This window comes from Streptomyces sp. NPDC050315 (assembly GCF_040655775.1).
GTDB lineage: Bacteria > Actinomycetota > Actinomycetes > Streptomycetales > Streptomycetaceae > Streptomyces.
This window is the reverse complement of sequence record NZ_JBFAKN010000001.1, coordinates 118316-134693: the sequence shown is the minus strand read 5'-3', so window position 1 is coordinate 134693 and position 16378 is coordinate 118316. Positions and strand designations below refer to the sequence as shown.

Annotated in this window: 13 protein-coding genes and 2 pseudogenes; 8 read left to right on the top strand and 7 right to left on the bottom strand. The window is 69.2% G+C overall.

The annotated features are described in order from the left end of the window. Nucleotides 1-19: 19 nt before the first annotated feature. The 3 genes and pseudogenes from AB0I82_RS00615 to AB0I82_RS00605 form a co-directional block, all read left to right on the top strand. Entirely contained in the window at nucleotides 20-406 is a 387-nt protein-coding gene (locus tag AB0I82_RS00615; RefSeq protein ID WP_363254815.1) for a DUF6379 domain-containing protein, read from the top strand. A 17-nt stretch (nucleotides 407-423) separates the two neighbouring features. Then, nucleotides 424-1932: a GMC oxidoreductase gene (locus tag AB0I82_RS00610; protein WP_363254814.1), complete on the top strand. Its 1509-nt coding sequence runs from the start codon at nucleotides 424-426 to the stop codon at nucleotides 1930-1932. A 211-nt stretch (nucleotides 1933-2143) separates the two neighbouring features. Beyond that, nucleotides 2144-2435: pseudogene (locus AB0I82_RS00605) on the top strand (Na+/H+ antiporter NhaA); the annotation flags it as partial. Between the two features lie 22 nt (nucleotides 2436-2457). Here AB0I82_RS00605 and AB0I82_RS00600 read toward each other — a convergent pair. The 5 genes from AB0I82_RS00600 to AB0I82_RS00580 all read right to left on the bottom strand — a co-directional run bounded on the left by AB0I82_RS00600 (nucleotide 2458) and on the right by AB0I82_RS00580 (nucleotide 8162). Continuing rightward, nucleotides 2458-2805: a hotdog domain-containing protein gene (locus tag AB0I82_RS00600; protein ID WP_363254813.1), complete on the bottom strand. Its 348-nt coding sequence runs from the start codon at nucleotides 2803-2805 to the stop codon at nucleotides 2458-2460. 61 nt (nucleotides 2806-2866) lie between these two features. Further along, nucleotides 2867-3343: a (2Fe-2S)-binding protein gene (locus AB0I82_RS00595; RefSeq protein WP_363254812.1), complete on the bottom strand. Its 477-nt coding sequence runs from the start codon at nucleotides 3341-3343 to the stop codon at nucleotides 2867-2869. Between the two features lie 15 nt (nucleotides 3344-3358). Further along, complete coding sequence (locus AB0I82_RS00590; RefSeq protein ID WP_363254811.1) at nucleotides 3359-5653, bottom strand: molybdopterin cofactor-binding domain-containing protein; 2295 nt, start codon at nucleotides 5651-5653, stop codon at nucleotides 3359-3361. A gap of 39 nt (nucleotides 5654-5692) precedes the next feature. After that, nucleotides 5693-6916 carry an oxygenase MpaB family protein gene (locus AB0I82_RS00585; protein WP_363254810.1) on the bottom strand — a complete coding sequence of 408 codons (1224 nt, stop codon included), beginning with the start codon at nucleotides 6914-6916 and terminating at the stop codon, nucleotides 5693-5695. Between the two features lie 16 nt (nucleotides 6917-6932). After that, on the bottom strand, nucleotides 6933-8162 hold the full coding sequence (locus AB0I82_RS00580; protein WP_363254809.1) for an oxygenase MpaB family protein: 1230 nt from the start codon (nucleotides 8160-8162) through the stop codon (nucleotides 6933-6935). 192 nt (nucleotides 8163-8354) lie between these two features. Between AB0I82_RS00580 and AB0I82_RS00575 the strand changes: the two genes are divergently transcribed. From AB0I82_RS00575 to AB0I82_RS00560, 4 genes and pseudogenes are all read left to right on the top strand, one after another. After that, complete coding sequence (locus AB0I82_RS00575) at nucleotides 8355-9014, top strand: TetR family transcriptional regulator (RefSeq protein ID WP_363254808.1); 660 nt, start codon at nucleotides 8355-8357, stop codon at nucleotides 9012-9014. Nucleotides 9015-9189: 175 nt separating this feature from the next. Further along, the gene (locus AB0I82_RS00570; RefSeq protein WP_363254807.1) at nucleotides 9190-11007 is read left to right on the top strand and encodes an AMP-dependent synthetase/ligase; all 1818 of its coding nucleotides are present in this window, start codon (nucleotides 9190-9192) and stop codon (nucleotides 11005-11007) included. 93 nt (nucleotides 11008-11100) lie between these two features. Continuing rightward, entirely contained in the window at nucleotides 11101-11724 is a 624-nt protein-coding gene (locus AB0I82_RS00565) for a helix-turn-helix domain-containing protein (RefSeq protein ID WP_363254806.1), read from the top strand. Between the two features lie 37 nt (nucleotides 11725-11761). Then, a pseudogene (locus AB0I82_RS00560) lies at nucleotides 11762-12895 on the top strand (acyl-CoA dehydrogenase family protein); the annotation flags it as partial. Between the two features lie 33 nt (nucleotides 12896-12928). Here AB0I82_RS00560 and AB0I82_RS00555 read toward each other — a convergent pair. Both AB0I82_RS00555 and AB0I82_RS00550 read right to left on the bottom strand, forming a co-directional pair. Next, entirely contained in the window at nucleotides 12929-14863 is a 1935-nt protein-coding gene (locus AB0I82_RS00555; protein WP_363254805.1) for a penicillin-binding transpeptidase domain-containing protein, read from the bottom strand. Between the two features lie 160 nt (nucleotides 14864-15023). Then, nucleotides 15024-15437, bottom strand: a complete 414-nt coding sequence (locus AB0I82_RS00550; RefSeq protein ID WP_363254804.1) for a CoA-binding protein — start codon at nucleotides 15435-15437, stop codon at nucleotides 15024-15026. A gap of 195 nt (nucleotides 15438-15632) precedes the next feature. Here AB0I82_RS00550 and AB0I82_RS00545 point away from each other — a divergent pair, with 195 nt between their 5' ends. Beyond that, on the top strand, nucleotides 15633-16352 hold the full coding sequence (locus tag AB0I82_RS00545; RefSeq protein ID WP_363254803.1) for a helix-turn-helix domain-containing protein: 720 nt from the start codon (nucleotides 15633-15635) through the stop codon (nucleotides 16350-16352). Nucleotides 16353-16378 lie beyond the last annotated feature (26 nt).

Below are 16378 nucleotides of genomic sequence, written 5' to 3'. Positions count from 1 at the left end.
GACTGCGGGGAGAGGCACCGTGTTCGACAAGTACATCGTCTGCGAGAACGGATTCCGCGCCCGGCCCGACGGCCGCCCGGGCGGCGAGCTGGAAGTCAGGATGCCCTACTACCGGGGCCTGTTCCTGTCCATGGTCGAGGCCGTCGACCTGACCCTCGACGGCCGCCCGGTGCCGCCGGAACGCACCACCTTCACCGTGCGCGGCACCACCTACACCTTCGACGAGATGTCCGGCGTCACTGACGACCGCTGGGAGATGGGAGAGCGTGCGGTCCTCGCCTTCGAGACCGACACACCGCTCACCGCCGGAGAACACGACATCGCCGTCTCCGTACGCCTGCGTATCTCCTACATGCCGGTGCCCGGTGGCGGCCGCGACCGCAAGCGGCTACGGCTCGAAGCCTGAGCGAGAAAGAGACCACCATGACAAGGGACTTCCCGGCCCACGTCGATGTGGCCGTCGTCGGCAGCGGACCCTGCGGCGCCGCCTATGCGCGCATCCTCTCCGAGCAGCGGCCCGACCTCGACCTCGCCACCTTCGAGACCGGCCCCCTGCTGGCCGACCCGCCGGGTCTGCACGTCAAGAACATCACCGACGACGCCGAACGGCGGCGCGCTCAACTCCGTTCCCAAGGACCGTCACCCGCCCCGGCCGACGGCAGACTGGCACGGCCCGGCACCTTCCTGCTCGCCGACGGTTACCAGAACCCCGGAGAGGACGGCCTGCCGAACGCCGCGATGTCCAGCAACGTCGGCGGCATGGGGGCCCACTGGACCGCGGCCTGCCCCCGGCCCGGCGACAGTGAGCGCATCCCCTTCGTCCCCGGTCTCGACGAGCTGCTCACCGAGGCGGAAGGCCTGCTCGGCGTGGACGCCCACGCCTTCGACGACGCCCCCTTCGCCGCCGAGGTCCGCAAACGGCTCGCGGCGGCCCTGGACGCGGGCCGCCGGGACGACCGCCGCGTGCAGCCCATGCCCCTGGCCGTGCGGCGCCACGGCGACGGCCGCGTCACGTGGTCCGGCGCCGACGTCGTTTTCGGCGAGGAAACCCGTGCCAACCCGCGCCACACCCTCTTCCCCGAGGCCCTGGTCACCCGCGTACTGGTCGAGGAAGGCAGAGCCGCGGGAGTCGTGGTGCGTGACCTCGGCGACGGCAGCGAGCACCGGATCCGGGCCGACCGCGTCGTGGTCGCCGCCGACGCGCTGCGCACGCCTCAACTCCTGTGGGCCTCCGGTATCCGGCCGCCCGCGCTCGGCCGGTACCTCAACGACCAGCACCAGATCGTGTACGCCGTTCGCCTGCGCGACGTCCGTATCCCGTCGGCCGGACCCGGCACCGGCTCGGGGCACGGCCCGGACATCACCCGGCACAGCGGCGTGAGCTGGGTTCCGTACACGGACGACGAGCCCTTCCACGGACAGGTGATGCAACTCGACGCTTCGCCCGTGGCGTTGACCGGGGACGAAGCGCCTGCACCAGGGTCGATCGTCGGCCTGGGCTGGTTCTGCCCGAAGGACCTGCGGCCCGACGACCGCGTTGCCTTCGACGACACACGGCAGGACGCCTATGGCATGCCGGCGATGCGCATCCACTACCGGCTCACCGACCTCGACCGCGCCCGCCTCGACCGGGCCCGCACCGCCGTCCAACGGGCCGCGGAAGCCCTCGGCGACCCCCTCGATGACACCCCGCGCACCCTTGCCCTCGGCGCCTCTCTGCACTACCAGGGCACCGTCCGCATGGGCACCGACAACGACGGTACCTCGGTGTGCGACTCGGCCTGCGAAGTCTGGGAGGTGCCCGGCCTGCACGTCGCCGGTAACGGGGTCATCCCCACCGCCACCGCCTGCAACCCGACTCTCACCTCGGTCGCACTGGCCATTGCCGGGGCCCGCCGTATCGCTCGCACCCTTCCCATCCAAAGGCACTGACCGTGCCCGTCTCGTCCCTGCGCGTCGCCCTCAACCGCTCGGCGGAAGACCGCCGAGCGCGATTACTGCACCCTTGTCGACGGCTGAGCCCCGTGGGCAACCATCACCCCGGAGCCGGTCGGGCACGTCGCCGCCGTCGCCTTCGACGCGAACTCCGACCGGCTCACTGTGTGCCCGGAGCCGGCAGCCTGGGCGACGAGGACGCCCAAGCGTGTGCGCCGCCCTGCGCGAGCGTTCTGTTCTGCTCGGTCGGCTGCCTTGGCCGGAGCGTACGCGTGTGGCGCAGGCGCTACGGACCGAGACGGTCGGCGGCCTGATGCTGCCGGCAGCTGCGACGCTCGCGCTGATCTGGGCGAACCCCCTGGCAGCACAGTTACGGAGCACTGGGAGAGGCCCATTTTGGGATCTCCGCGCTCGGGCTGAACCTCTCGCTGGAGCACTGGACGGCCGACGGGCTGCTGACCATCTTCTTCCTGGTCGCGGGCGTAGAGCTCAAACGTGAGCCGGCCCTGCTGCGGCGGGCGGCTACGGATCGGGCGTGGTCGTGAGGAACCGCTGTCGATCGACGATCGCCCGGTCGATCTCGCCGGTCGCGACAAGCTCTCCCGAGGCGTCGACGGCTCGTACGAGGAAGGTGAGCCGTTGGCCTGCCGCGGTCGCCGGCGGCTCGGCGTCGACTTCCACCCGGCCGCCCACGCGCGTGGCGCGGAGGTGCTCGATACGGATCGCTGTCCCCACCGTCGTCTGACCCGGCCCGGTGAACGGTGCGGCGGCCCGTACGGTCGCCGCCTCCATCCACGCGATCAGCCGCGGCGTGGCGAGCACGGGCACATCGCCACTGCCCACCGTCACCGCGGTGTCGACATCGGTCACCTCATGAAGCATCACACCACCACGTTAACGCCATGAAGCCGGCCCCGGCTTCGCGCCGCCCTCACATGTGCTCGGCGCCTGCCTTGATCGCTTCGCGGATGCGGGGATACGTGCCGCAGCGGCAGATGTTGCGGATGCCGTCGAGGTCGTCCTCGGTGATCTCGCGGCCTTCCGCCGCGACGCGGCGGACCAGTGCGACGGCGGCCATGATCTGGCCGGGCTGGCAGTAGCCGCACTGCGCCACGTCGTGATCGAGCCACGCCTCCTGCATCGGGTGCAGGTCCGCGCCGACGGTGTCCGGAAGCCCTTCGATGGTGGTGACCTCGTCGGTCGGCTTCAGGTCCTTGACGGGGATGGAGCAGGGGTTGGCGGCCTTGCCGTTGAGATGGCTGGTGCAGGCCTTGCAGACGTTGATGCCGCAGCCGTACTTCGGTCCGGTCACGCCGAGGATGTCCCGCAGTACCCACAGCAGGCGCTCGTCGTCGGCCGCGTCCACGGTGACCTGTTCACCGTTGAGTCGGAAGGTGTGCTCGGGCACGGGGGCTCCAAGAGGTCAGCGGACGTGGTCCAGGCCGTCGGTGGGGGACGGGGGGATGGGCGGAACGGTCGGTTTGGGATCGAAGGAGAGGGTGCTGTGGTTGATCGGGAAGCTGGTCGGCATGGTGCCGGTGGCGCGGCCGTACGCGCAGGCGACCGCGGCCATCGACGCGGCGACGCCGAGCTCTCCGGCGCCGCCGGGTTTCCCCGTGGTGGTCGGCATGATGATGATGTCGAGCTCGGGTGGAGTGTTCCACTGCCGGGTGTAGAAGTAGTTGTCCCAGCTGGCCTCGAGGAAGTACCCGTCACGCAGGTGCAGACTGGAGGTCAGCGTCAGCGCGATGCCGTCCATGACACAGCCCATCATCTGCGCTTCCAGCCCACGCGGGTTGACGGCGAGTCCGACGTCCACGGCGACGACGGCCTTGGTGACGCGGGGGCCGGTCACACCGTCGCGGATGGGGCGGTTGACGGTTTCGGGCCGGCAGTCGATCTCCACCAGCACCGCGCTGACGGCGTGGTACTCGGAGTGGAAGGCGATGCCCTGCGCCGTGCCGGTGGGCATCGGCCTGCCCCAGTTCCCGGCGTCGGCGACCTTCTCCAGCACCGCCCGGGAGCGGTCGTCGCGGAGGAACTCGCGCCGGAACCGGAAGGGGTCCTTGCCCATCTTCGCGGCGAGCCGGTCGACGACGAGCTCCCGGGCGCAGGTGACGTCGGGGGAGTAGACATTGCGCATACTGCCCGTGTTGAAGCCCTTGTCGGTTTCGCTCAGGAGCCGGCTGTGGGCGCCGAAGTTGTACGGCATCGACTGGGAGAGCTGGAAGAACGTCTCGGAGAAGCCGATGTCGCCCACCGGCAGCTTCGCGGCCATCGCGGTGAAGATCTCGCCGAGCCCGTGGCTGAGATCGGTGGCGACGCTGGTGTGCCGCTGCTTGTAACCGAGGACGGTGTCACCGGCGTAGGCGACGCGTACGCGTGAGGTGGCCATCGGGTGGGTGCGCCCCTGACGGGAGTCGTCGGCGCGGTGCCACATGAGTTTGACGGGTTTGCCGAACCGCTGGGAGATCTCGGCGGCTTCCAGCGCGGCGTCGAAGAAGAGTTTGCGGCCGAAGGAGCCGCCGCCTTCGGTGACGTGCACGGTGACCGCGTGGGGCGGAAGCCCGAGCTTGGCGGCGATGGTCTGCTGCGCGACGATCGGTGATTTCAGGCCCGACCAGATCTCGGCGCGGTCGGGCCGCACGTCGGCTATCGCGCAGTTGGGTTCCAGCGCGCTGTTGCTGCGGAAGGCGAAGGTGAACCTGCCTTCCACGGTCGGAGTCAACGGCGGTACGCCCAGCGGAAGTTCAGCGGCTCGCAGCTTCTTGAGCACGGACTCGTCGGACTTGCCTTCGGCACTGCCGGGTTTCCACGACACCCGGAGGGCGCGTACGGCGTCGATGCACTGGCCGAAGGTCGCCGCGCGCACCGCCACTCCGGTGGCGATCACCGCAACGTCGGTGACACCCGGCATGGTGCGGACCTCGTCGAGGTTGGCCACCGATCCGACCTTGCCGTTGACGGTCGGCGGACGGCACACCATGGTCGGCTTGGCGTCCGGGACGTCGAGGTCCATCGCGAACTTCTTGCGCCCGGTGACCGCGGCGAGCGCATCGATACGGTTGTGCGGCCTGCCGATGACGGTGAATTGCTCGCGCGGTTTGAGCTCCACGGACATCCGCTGTGTCCGTACGCTCGCGGCCTTCTCGGACAGGGCGCCGATGCCGATGCTCTTGCCCGCGGGACCGGTGATGACTCCGGCCTTCAGGGTGAGATCGGTGATGGCCGCGCCGAGTTCGTCCGCGGCGGCCTGCAGCAGCCGGCCCCGGGCGACGGCGGCGGCGACCCGGATCGGGGTGAAGGTCGAGATGGTCGTGTTCGACGCGCCGGTGAGCTGGTTGAACACCAGCTCCGGCCGTGCGTCGGCCAGCGTGACCCGCACCTGTTCCAGTGGTACGTCCATTTCCTCGGCGATCAGCATGGCCGTCGACGTGGTGATGCCCTGCCCGACCTCGGCGCGTGGCAACGCGAACGACACGGTGCCGTCCCTGCCGACCTCGACCGTGATGAGGTTCGAGGTCGGCAGGGCCGCCGCGGTCATCACGTCGTTGAGATCGACCAGTTCCGTGATCTCCGCTGACGGTATGTCAGCTCTGGCCTTCGGTGCCGGACCGAGCTCTGCGGCGGCCACCAGGGTCGGCGCAGCCAGTACGTAACCGAGGAATCGGCGCCTGGGGAGGGCGTGCGTACTTTCGTCATCGTCTCTCTTCGGCAACTCGGCTCCGGGGCTCGGCGTTTCGGCGCAGGGTTCGGTTCAGTGCGGGCGGTTCGCGTCGGGGATCTCGAGGTCGATCTTCCTTCCCTCGGACAGGAAGAGCAAGACGAACTTGCGGAGGGCCTCCTCCATGGTCCAGGCGGCTTCCGGGACCATCGGCAGGGGGATCAGGCCCTCGCGGAAGGCCACCAGGAGAGGCCAGGCGGCGGCGATCAGCGGCTGCCAGAACGGCTCCCTGTCCAGGCCGATCAGGTCGCCGACCCGGTCGCCGACCGTGTACCTGGAGAACGCGTTGATCAGGGGCCGGGTGAGGCCGGCGTCGAGTTCGGCGACGATGTCGAGGAGCACCTCGGTCAGCTCGGCGCCCTCGGGAGTGTGGTCCATGATCGGGTCGAGGACCTGCTTGGACTGGGCGTTGGCCGCGTCCCAGGAGGCGGGGATGTATTCGTCCAGGACGCCGAGCATGTGCGCGGTCACCTGCCACACGTGCAGGTAGCCGTCCGACTCGGTGCGGGAGACCGGAACCTTCCAGTCGCCCAGCTTGCGCATGACGAACGTCGCCAGGCTGTGCCAGGTGACCATCAGGTCCGCCTGGCTGATGGGGATCGTCTGGCCGCTGCTGGTCTGTGACCAGCCCGGGGACTTGGGCAGCAGGTGCCGCACGGCCGCGTGCACCAGTCGGGTCTTCACCGCGGTCACGATCATTGAGCCCTGGGGCTGATAGGCGTCCAGGTCCCCGACGTCGTACCCGAGTTTGGCGGTCTTGGCGATACGGTCCTTCATCGCGGCGCCGCCCTTGGAGTAATAGACGGCGCGTGCCTCCCTGGGGATGGCGGTGCTCATCAGACCGCTGCCCAGCCCGTACAGGGTGCCGGTGTAAATCCCCTTCTTCTTGGTGAACCGGGCCGCAGCGTTGAGTTTGCGCTGGTCGGCCCAGGAGGGCAGCCGGCGGGCCTTTTCCATGAAGTCCCGCAGATCCCGGGGCAGGCCGTCCGGCAGCGGCTGATCGTTGCGGGTCCACTGCCGCAGCAGCTCATTGACCTTGGGTACATCGCCCCGGTCGAGCACGGCGGCCAGCACCGGGTCGGCTTCCTCGTCCCACACCCACTCCGGATCGGCGCCCGCTCCCGTACCGGCCACCGAACCGGTCGGTGCCCAGGTCCACAGGGACCGCGCCTGGGCCGGCGACGCCATGCCCAGTGCCCCGAGCGCTCCCAACGCACCGCCCGCCAACAACATCTTGCGTCTGCTGAGCTCGTCCATGCCGTGAACTCCCCTTTCAGTGGGGCCGGTTGGTGTCGGGGATCTCGATCCGGGTGCCGCGTCCCTTGGTGAGGTAGAACATGATGTACTGGCGGGCCGCCTCGTCGATCGTCCAGGCGAGCGACGGCACCAGCGGCAGCGGAATCAGCTTTTCGCGGAAGGCCACCAGCTTCGGCCAGGCGCTCTCGACCGCCTTCTCCCAGAACGGCTCGCGGGGGATCCCGTCCCAGTCGGCGACCCGGTCACCGACCAGGTACCGGGCGAGCGCGTTGCACAGGGGCCGGTCGATGCCACCGGGACTGGTCTGCTCGGCGAGCTGCCCCAGCAGGATGTCGGTCAGTTCGACGCCTTCGGCCGTGGGGCCCAGGACCGGGTCGAGGATCTGTTTCGACTGGGCGTTGGCCGCGTCCCAGGTGGCGGGGATGTACTCGTCCCGGATGCCGAGCATGTGCGCGGTCACCTGCCACAGGTGCAGATAGGACGCCGACTGGGCGGAAGTGATCGGGACCTTCCACTCGATCAGCTTCCGCATGGTGTAGGTGGGCAGGCTGTGCCAGGTGACCAGCATGTCCGCCTGGCTGATGGGGATCTTCTGGCCGCCGCTGTTCTGGGACCAGCCCGGGGACTTGGGCAGCAGGTGCCGTACGGCCGCGTGCACCAGCCGGGTCTTGACGGCTTCCACGATGACTTTTCCGTCGGGCCGGTACGCGTTGAGGTCCCCGACCGCGAACCCCAGCCTGCTCGTCTTGGCGACCCGGTCCTCCATGTCGGCGCCGCCCTTGGAGTAATAGACGGCGCGCGCCTCCCTGGGGATGGCAGTGCTCAGCATGCCGCCGCCCACTCCATTGAGCAGATTGAGGTAGATGCCCCTGGCCTTGTTGAAGTCGGCAGCGGTGTCGAGCTTGCGTTGGTCGGCCCAGGAGGGCAGCCGGCGGGCCTTCTCCATGAAGTCCCGCAGATCCCGGGGCAGGCCGTCCGGCAGTGGTTGGTCGTTGCGGTTCCACGACCGCAGCAGCTCATTGACCCTGGGTACATCGCCCCGGTCGATCACGGAGGCGAGCAGTTGGTCGGCCTCCTCGTCCCACACCCAGTTCGGATCGGTGCCCGCTCCCGTACCGGCCACCGAACCGCTCGGTGCCCAGGTCCACAGGGACCGCGCCTGGGCCGGCGAGGCCACACTCAGTGCGCCGAGCGCTCCCAACGCTCCGCCTGCGAACAACATCTTGCGCCTGCTGAGTTCGTCCATCGCTTCGAACTCCTCCTCGAGTCCTGAAGTTCCGCAGTCCCGTAGCCCCCCTTTGGTACTGTGATACACAGCGCGCATCTGTGTATCTCCAGAGGAGCACAGACGAGGCGTGAACGCCAGGGGCAGAACAGAACCAGGGAGGCAACTGTGGAACCGGGAAAGACAACCGCGGAACCTGTACTGCCGGCTCTCATGGGCTCTTCCGACTCCCGGTCGTTGCTGGAAATCGCGTTTTCCGACGCCGCCGAAGGTGCCGACCAGAGCGACGAGCTCGTCACGCGGCTGCTCGACGCCGCGTACGAGCAGTTCTGCCGCATGGGCATCAAGCGGTCAACCATGGCGGACGTGGCGCGGCTGGCGGGGGTTTCCCGGATCACCGTCTACCGCCGGTTCGCCTCCAAGGACGTGCTGGTCGAGCAGGTCGTACGGCGCGAGTTCCGGCGGTACTTCGATCAGTTCATCGTCGACATCAAGGACGCCCGGACCGTCGCCGACCGGGTCGTGCTGGGCTTCGTGAGCTCGTTGCGGACCATCCGCCACAACCCCCTCATCGGCGGCCTGATGGCCGCCGAACCGGACGCCGTTGTGCCGTCCATGACCACTGACGGGGGCCGTACGCTGGCCGCCGTGCGGCAGTTCGTCGCGGGCAGGCTCCGCCGGGAGCAGCACGCGGGCACCGTCTCCGGCGACGTGGACGTGGACGTCGTGGCCGAGATGATGGTCCGGGTCTCCGCGTCCTTCCTGGTCATCCCCAGCCACGTCATCGACCTCGACGACGATGAACAGATGCGTGCGGTGGCCCGTCAGTTCCTGGTCCCGATGCTCGGCTCACCGGGATCCGCCCACTCGTAAGCCAGTTGTCGGCGTACTTATTGGCGCGCTGTCAATAGTGCTGACGCTCCCTCAACAGGCCGGAGCTATAGGGAAGTTGTCCTTCAGAAGAACCTATTGACACTCGGACAACAACGGGTCCACCGTGGGGCCGCTCAAGGAGTCCGCTTGCGGTTCGCGATGGAGGGAGCCCGCCGTGGCCACAGCAGAGCAGCTGCACCAGTCCGTCGAGGGACTGACGATCACGGGACTGCTGCGCCGCAACGCCCAGCAGTTCGCCGACCGTCCGGCGCTCACCACCGGCATCGGGCCGGACGCGGAGACACTGTCCTGGTCGCAGCTGCGCGCCGAGGTCGCCGCGCTCACCCGCGGTCTCGCCGCGCTCGGCCTGAGCCGGGGCGACCGGATGCTCATCGCGATGTCCAAGCGGGCCGAGCACTGGGTCGCCGACCTGGCCGCGATCCACCTCGGCGCCCTGCCCTGCAGCACGTACGACACGCTGAGCACTGAGCAGATCGGCTTCGTCGCCCGGCACAGCGCGGCCACCGTCCTCGTCCTGGAGGGCGCGGAGCAGCTGCGGCGCTGGCAGCCGGTCCTGGCGGAGTTGCCGCACCTGCGTGCCGTCGTCGTCCTCGATCCGGACGTCGCCCCGGCCGGCGACCGGCGCTTCGTCGGCTACGCGGCCCTGCGCGGCGCGGTACCGCCCGATGACGCCGAGTTCGAGGCGCTCACGGACGCGGCGACCACCGACCAGCCGCTGACCGTGGTGTACACCTCGGGCACCACCGGCGACCCCAAGGGCGTGGTGCTCTCCCACCGCAACGTGATCCACGAGTCCCTGATGCAGGATCACCTCGTCGCTGTTCCGGAGCATCCGCGGACGGTGGCGTACCTGCCGATGGCGCACATCGCCGAGCGGGTGCTCGGGATCTACCTGCCGATCTGCAACGCCGGCCACGTCACCATCTGTCCGGACCCCGCGCAGCTTCTGCCGACGCTGCTCGCGGTGCGCCCGCACGGATTCTTCGGCGTCCCCCGCGTGTGGGAGAAGCTGGCCGCCGGCCTGCGGGCGAAACTCGGCACCGTTCCCGAGGACCAGGCCGCGGCCGTGGCGCAAGCGCAGGGCATCGCTCTCGAGGTGTTCCGCCTGCGGTCCGCCGGCAAGGGCATCCCGGCGGAGCTCACCGCACCATTGGAGCAGCTCGATACGCAGGTGCTGCGGCCCATCCGTGCCGCAATCGGGCTCGACGACTGCCGCCGGGCCTTCAGCGGAGCGGCACCGATCCCCACCGCGGTCCTGGAATTCCTGGCGAGCGTGGGACTTCCCGTGTACGAGGTGTGGGGCCTCAGCGAGACCACCGGCGCGGCGACCGTCAGTACACCCGAGGTCTTTGCCCTGGGTGCGGTCGGATGCCCGGGGCCGGGCGTCGAGGTCCGGGTCGCCCGCGACGGGGAGCTGTTCGTGCGTGGCCCCGTGGTCGCCTCCGGATACCTCCGGGCCGATGGCGGCATCGAGGCCGCGACCGATGCGGACGGCTGGCTGCCCACCGGCGACGTCGGCACGGTCGACGAACGGGGCATCGTCTCCATCACCGACCGCAAGAAGGAGCTCCTCATCACCGACGGGGGCAAGAACATCGCCCCGACGAGGATCGAGTCCCTGCTGCGGGCACACCCCCTGGTCGCCCAGGCCGTCGCGATCGGCGACCGGCGCCGGTACGTCACCGCGCTGCTGGTACTCGACGAGGAGGCGGCCCCGTTGTGGGCGCGGGCGAACGGGATCGTCACCGCCGCCCTGGAGGAGCTGTCGCGCCACCCCGAGGTGCTCGCGGCCCTCGACAAGGCGGTCGCGGAGGCCAACGCGGCGCTCTCCCGCGCGGAGCAGGTGAAGAAGTACCGGGTACTGGTCGGGCCGTGGACCGCGGAGTCGGGGGAGCTGACGCCGAAGCTGAGCCTGCGGCGCAAGGCCATCGACGAGCTGCACGCCGGGACGATCGAGTCGATGTACACGTAGGGCGTGTCTTGGCCCCGGGGGTGTTCCAAAAGAGACGCCCCAGGTCCGTCATCGCCACCAGAACGACGACAGGGCAAGGAGAGGGACGACGGCATGGGCGGTCAGCGCCAGGCACAGCGACGCAGGATGGAGCCGGATGCCCGGCGCGCCGAGATCCTCAGCGTCGCACGCGGGCTCTTCGGAGCGCACGGTTACACCGCGGTGTCCACTTCGGACATCGCGGCCGAGGCCGGTGTGGCCAGGGCGTTGATCAACCACTACTTCGGTGGCAAGCGGCAACTCTACCTCGAAGTGGTACGGCAGATGATGGTCGTACCGGCGTCCGTCTCGGAGCGGCTGCCCCCGACCACACCCGAGGAGCGGCTGTCGATCTGCGTCGACCGGTGGCTCGAAGTCGTCGAACGCAACCGAGAGATGTGGCTCTCCGCGATCGGTCTGCAAGCCCTCGGCAACGACCCGGAGATCGACCGGATCATGCTCGAAGCCGACGAGATCGCCACCGACCGCATCCTCGAGGCCGCGATGATGGCCGAGATCACCGAGGGACGGCAGAAGCTCCGGGCGATGATCCGCGCCCACAGCGGCATGCTCAAGGCGGCCTCCCAGGAATGGCTGGTGCGCTCCACGCTCAGTCGCAGCGATCTGCACGTCATGCTGACACGCACCGTGCTCCACCTGCTGAACACGGTCTTCCCCGCCGTACGCGACGACCGGTAACGCGTTTCCGAGACTGCTTCGAGGAGGAATGCACGTCATGCCCCGAGTCCTGACAGACGAGCGCCGTGATCTGGTCAAGGCGATACGCGACTTCTGCCGCCGCGAGTGCGGCACCAAAGAGCAGCGGGACAAGCTGACTGCCGACGGCCAGGAGCCGCACAACCAGAAGCTCTACGAGAAGATGGCGGGGCTGGGCTGGCTGGGCATCGCCCTCCCCGAGGAGTACGGCGGCGCGGGCCAGGGCGTGACGGACCTCTGTCTGTTCCTGGAGGAGACCTCCTACGGGCTCGCGCCGATCAGCGGTTTCGGAACCACGGTCATCGCCGCGGCGGCGTACGAGAAGTTCGGCACCGAGGAGCAGAAGCGCATCGTGCTCGAAGGCGTGGTCCAGGGCCGCGTCGAGGCCATCTCGATGTCCGAGCCCGGGGCCGGCTCGGACGTGGGCGCCCTGACCTGCCGGGCCGATCGCACCGCCGGCGGCTATCTGATCAACGGCCAGAAGACCTGGTGCTCCAACGCGCACTTCGCCGATCACATCCTGCTCATCGCCCGTACGTCGCAGGATGAGTCGAAGCACCGGGGGCTCACCCAGTTCATGGTCCCCACCGACGCCGACGGCCTGCAGATCAGAGGCATCGACACAATGGGCGGCCGGGAAGTCAACGACCTGTACTTCACCGACTGCTTCGTACCGGACTCGGCGGTCGTCGGCACGCCCGGCCAGGCATGGACGCAGCTGATGGCCGGACTGAACCTGGAGCGGATGATCCTCGCCGCGCTGATGCTGGGTGTCGCCCGGCGGGCGTTCGACGACACCCTCACGTACGTACGGCAACGGGAGCAGTTCGGCCGGCCGATCGACTCCTTCCAGGCGCTCAAGCACCGCATCGCAGACATGGCCACCGAACTCCAATGCGCCCGGCTGCTGTTGGACGACGTCGCGTCCACGATCGACGCCGAGCCCGGCCGCGTGTTCGCCCGCGAGGCATCCATGGCCAAGCTCAAGTGCACGGAGCTCGCCAAGCACGTGACCCTGGAGGGCATGCTGGGCGGCTACGGATACGCCACGGAGTACGGTATGGAGGCCCTGCTGCGCTCGACCGTTGTGTCCACGGTGTACGGCGGTACGAGCGAAATCCAGCGGGACATCATCGGCAAGACGTACGGACTGTCCTGGGAAAGCGCTCCCGCCCCGCCCTCGTACTCAGTCCAGTTCTCGCAGGAACTTCGCCGCCACGGGACCCGCGTCCTTGCCGCCGGAACCGCCGTCCTCCAGGAACACGGCGAAGGCGAGGTCTCCGCGGAAGCCGATCATCCATGCGTGGGTCCGCGGCGGATTGCCCGTCCCGAACTCCGCCGTGCCGGTCTTCGCGCCCGGGCTGCCGGAGATTCCCCGTAGCGCCGAACCCGATCCCTCGGACACCACCGCGCGCATCAGCGTGCGCAGTTGCCGTACGACACCGGCGTCCAGCTTCTTGTCGGGCCGGTGCTTCTTCTGCACGGCGCCGGGAACCAGTACGGGCTGCTTGAAGGAGCCCGCCTTGACGGTGGCGGCGACCGATGCCATGGCGAGGGGACTCGTCTCGACCCTGCCCTGGCCGATCACGGCCGCGGCCTTGTCGTTGTCGCTCGTATCCGTCGGCACCCTGCCGTCGAAGGTGGCCGCGCCCACGTCCCAGGTACCGCCGATGCCGAACCGCCCGGCCGCATCAGTGAGCGCGCCCTGCCGGAGTCTGTCGCGAAGACCGATGAACGCGGTGTTGCAGGACCGGGCGAAGGCCTCGCGGAGGGTCGTACCCGTGGGCAGGTCGAACTCGTCCTGGTTCTGGAACCGCTGCCCGTTGACGGTTGCCGTACGGGGGCACGGCACCGGCGTCTTGGGGGCTACCCCGGATCGCAGCAGCGCCGCGGCCGTGACCACCTTGAAGGTGGAGCCGGGCGGGTAACGGCCGTTGAACGCCCGGTTCTCGGTGGAGTCCGGAGCATTGGCCGCAGCCAGGATCTCGCCGGTGCTGGGGCGCACCGCGACCAGCGCCGCACTCTTCGCCTTCTGCTCCTTCCTCCCTTCCTTCTCGTCCTTCTCGTCCTCCTCCACCGTGTTCGCCAGGGCCGCGTCGGCCGCACGCTGCGCCGTCGGGTCGAGGGTGGTGCGGACAGGCCGGCCCGGCTTGCCCTTGCTGCGGTAGACCACGCGCCCGTCTCCGTAGGCAGGCGTGCCGGCGGCTCGTACGGTGATGTCCGGTGTCCCGGCGAGCTGCTTCTGGTAGCGGTACTGGAGCCCCGAGGCGCCGACGGCGTCGGCAGCGGCGGCGTACGGCCCGGCGTTCTTCAGCGTCTCGGCCGTGGCCGGCTGGACGCTGCCGATCAGCGGTTTCGCGGTGGTGGCCACGGCGCGTTCGACGTCATGGAACTGCAGCCCGCGTGCTGCCATGAGGTTGTGGCGCACCTTGCGGAAGACTTCGTCCCGGAGCGTGACGACCGGGACGGCCTGATCCGGTTTTGCCGCCTCCACACGGGACTTGAGCGCCTTGGTGTCGATGTCGACGCCCAGCTCCGGGTCCTCCAGCGCGCGGTAGAGCCGTTCCGGGTCCTTGACCTTGGTCGGCCAGACGCTGACCGCCCACACGGTGGTCTCCGGTGCGAGGTTGCTGCCGTCGGCGGCGAGAATTCCGGCGCGGGCCGGGAGCTCCCGGTAGAGCATCAGCCGGCTGGTCGGCTCCTTCAGCCGCGGGTGGATTACGGCAGGGGTGAAGTGCACCTTCCATTCGCCGCCCGCGGATTTCCTGACCTCGGCACTGGACCGGTACCTCCACGTGCCTCCTCCGATGAAGGTGAGCTCGGCTCGGAACGGGACGCGGGCCACCCCTTCCCGCGGCCCGTCCTGCTTCGTACCCGGCGTCAACCGGGCCTTGCTGACGCCCAGTTCGCCGCTTCCCCCGCTGTCCCCGTTTTCGCCGTTGATACGTGCCAGTTCCTCCTTCGCCCGGTCCGGTGCGTCCGTCAAGGAGGCGGCCTTCTCCGCATCTCCGGCCGCCCACGCGGCGAGGAACGCCCGCGCCGCCCGCGTGGCCTCGTCCTCCTGGCCGGAGCAGCCCGCGGTCAGTCCGACAACCAGGGCAGCCGTAGCCGCGAGCCCCACCGCCCGCACCGCCCCCACCGCACGGCCGCACACGTGTCGCGTCCCAGGACCCGTTTCACGGCTCATTCCAGGACCATCCTCCCGTCACGAAGCGTTTCTGCTGCGGATCAGACGAGACCCCGCGGAAGTTCGGCACTGCCGAGGAAACCGCGGACGGCTGTCAGCCCAGCCGGGGGATCTCGATCGCCGGGCAGCGGTCCATGACCATGTCGAGGCCGGCGGCGCGGGTGCGTTCGTAGGCCGCCTCGTCGATGACGCCGAGTTGGAACCAGACCGCCTTGGCGCCGATGGCGACGGCCTCGTCGGCGACCTGTCCCGCGAGGGTGCTGTTCACGAAGGTGTCGACCACGTCGACCGGGAAGGGGATGGCGTCGAGGGACGGGTATCCCTGTTCCCCGTGCACCGTCTCGGCCTTCGGGTGTACGGGGACGATCCGCTTGCCGAAGCGCTGCAGTACGTCCGCGACGCCGTACGCGGCCCGCCGCTGGTTCGAGGACAGGCCGACGACGGCCCAGGTGTCCCCGAGCTCCGTCAGGATCCTGCGGATGGTCGCCGAGTCGTCATCGTCGTACATAGGGCCTCCTCGCGGTTGTCGTGCGAAATGTACCCGGTACCGGCCGACTGCCGATTCGCTGCTCGTGGCCGGAAAACGCCTTACGGGCAGGCTCCAGCCGCTCTATTTTGACCTCGTGACCAGATTTCGAATTTGGTCACGAGGTCAGAACGGACAGTCGAAGCAATCGACAGACGACGCGGGGGCGACGAGCACGTGGAGCGTGGCGAGCGGATTCTGGAGGCGGCGGGGGAGCTGCTGGTCGCATGGGGGTACCAGCGCGTCACCATCGACGAGATCGCCCGCCGCGCCCAGGTCGGCAAGGGCACGGTCTATCTGCACTGGAAGACCAAGGACGCGCTCTTCCTGGCCGTCGTCCTGCAGGCCAAACTCCGCAGCCACCGTGCCCAGACGGCCCGTATGCGCGTCGACCCGCTGGAGGTCCTGCCGAGCCGGATGATGAGCGGGGTGTACCGGGATTTCCTGGCCGACCCCGTACTGCGCGCCCTCTACAGCGCCGACACCGACGTCCTCGGCCGGTTCCACGACATCGCCAAGAAGGAGCTCGCCGAAGTCACCTCGTACGGAGATCAGGTGGTGCGCCGCTCCCTCGAAGTGCTGCGCGAACACGGTCTCGTACGGACCGACCTGGGCGTCGTACAGCAGCAGTACGCGTTGCTGGCGGCGGCCTCCGGTTTCTTCCTGACCGAAGCGCTGCTCCACGACCATGCCCCGGACGCCGCGGAGGAACGTGCCCGCATCCTCGCCCACACCCTGCGGGGCGCGCTGGAGACCTCAGCCGACCCCGCTACCGGTACTGACACCGCAGCCCGTACCCGCGCGGCCGCGGAAGCCGCCGCCTCGGAGATCATCCCGCTCTACGAGCACCTCGAAGAGCTCAGCGAGCAGGAAATGCGACGGCAATTGCGTCATTGAGTGATAGACCCCCCACGACCTGGAGG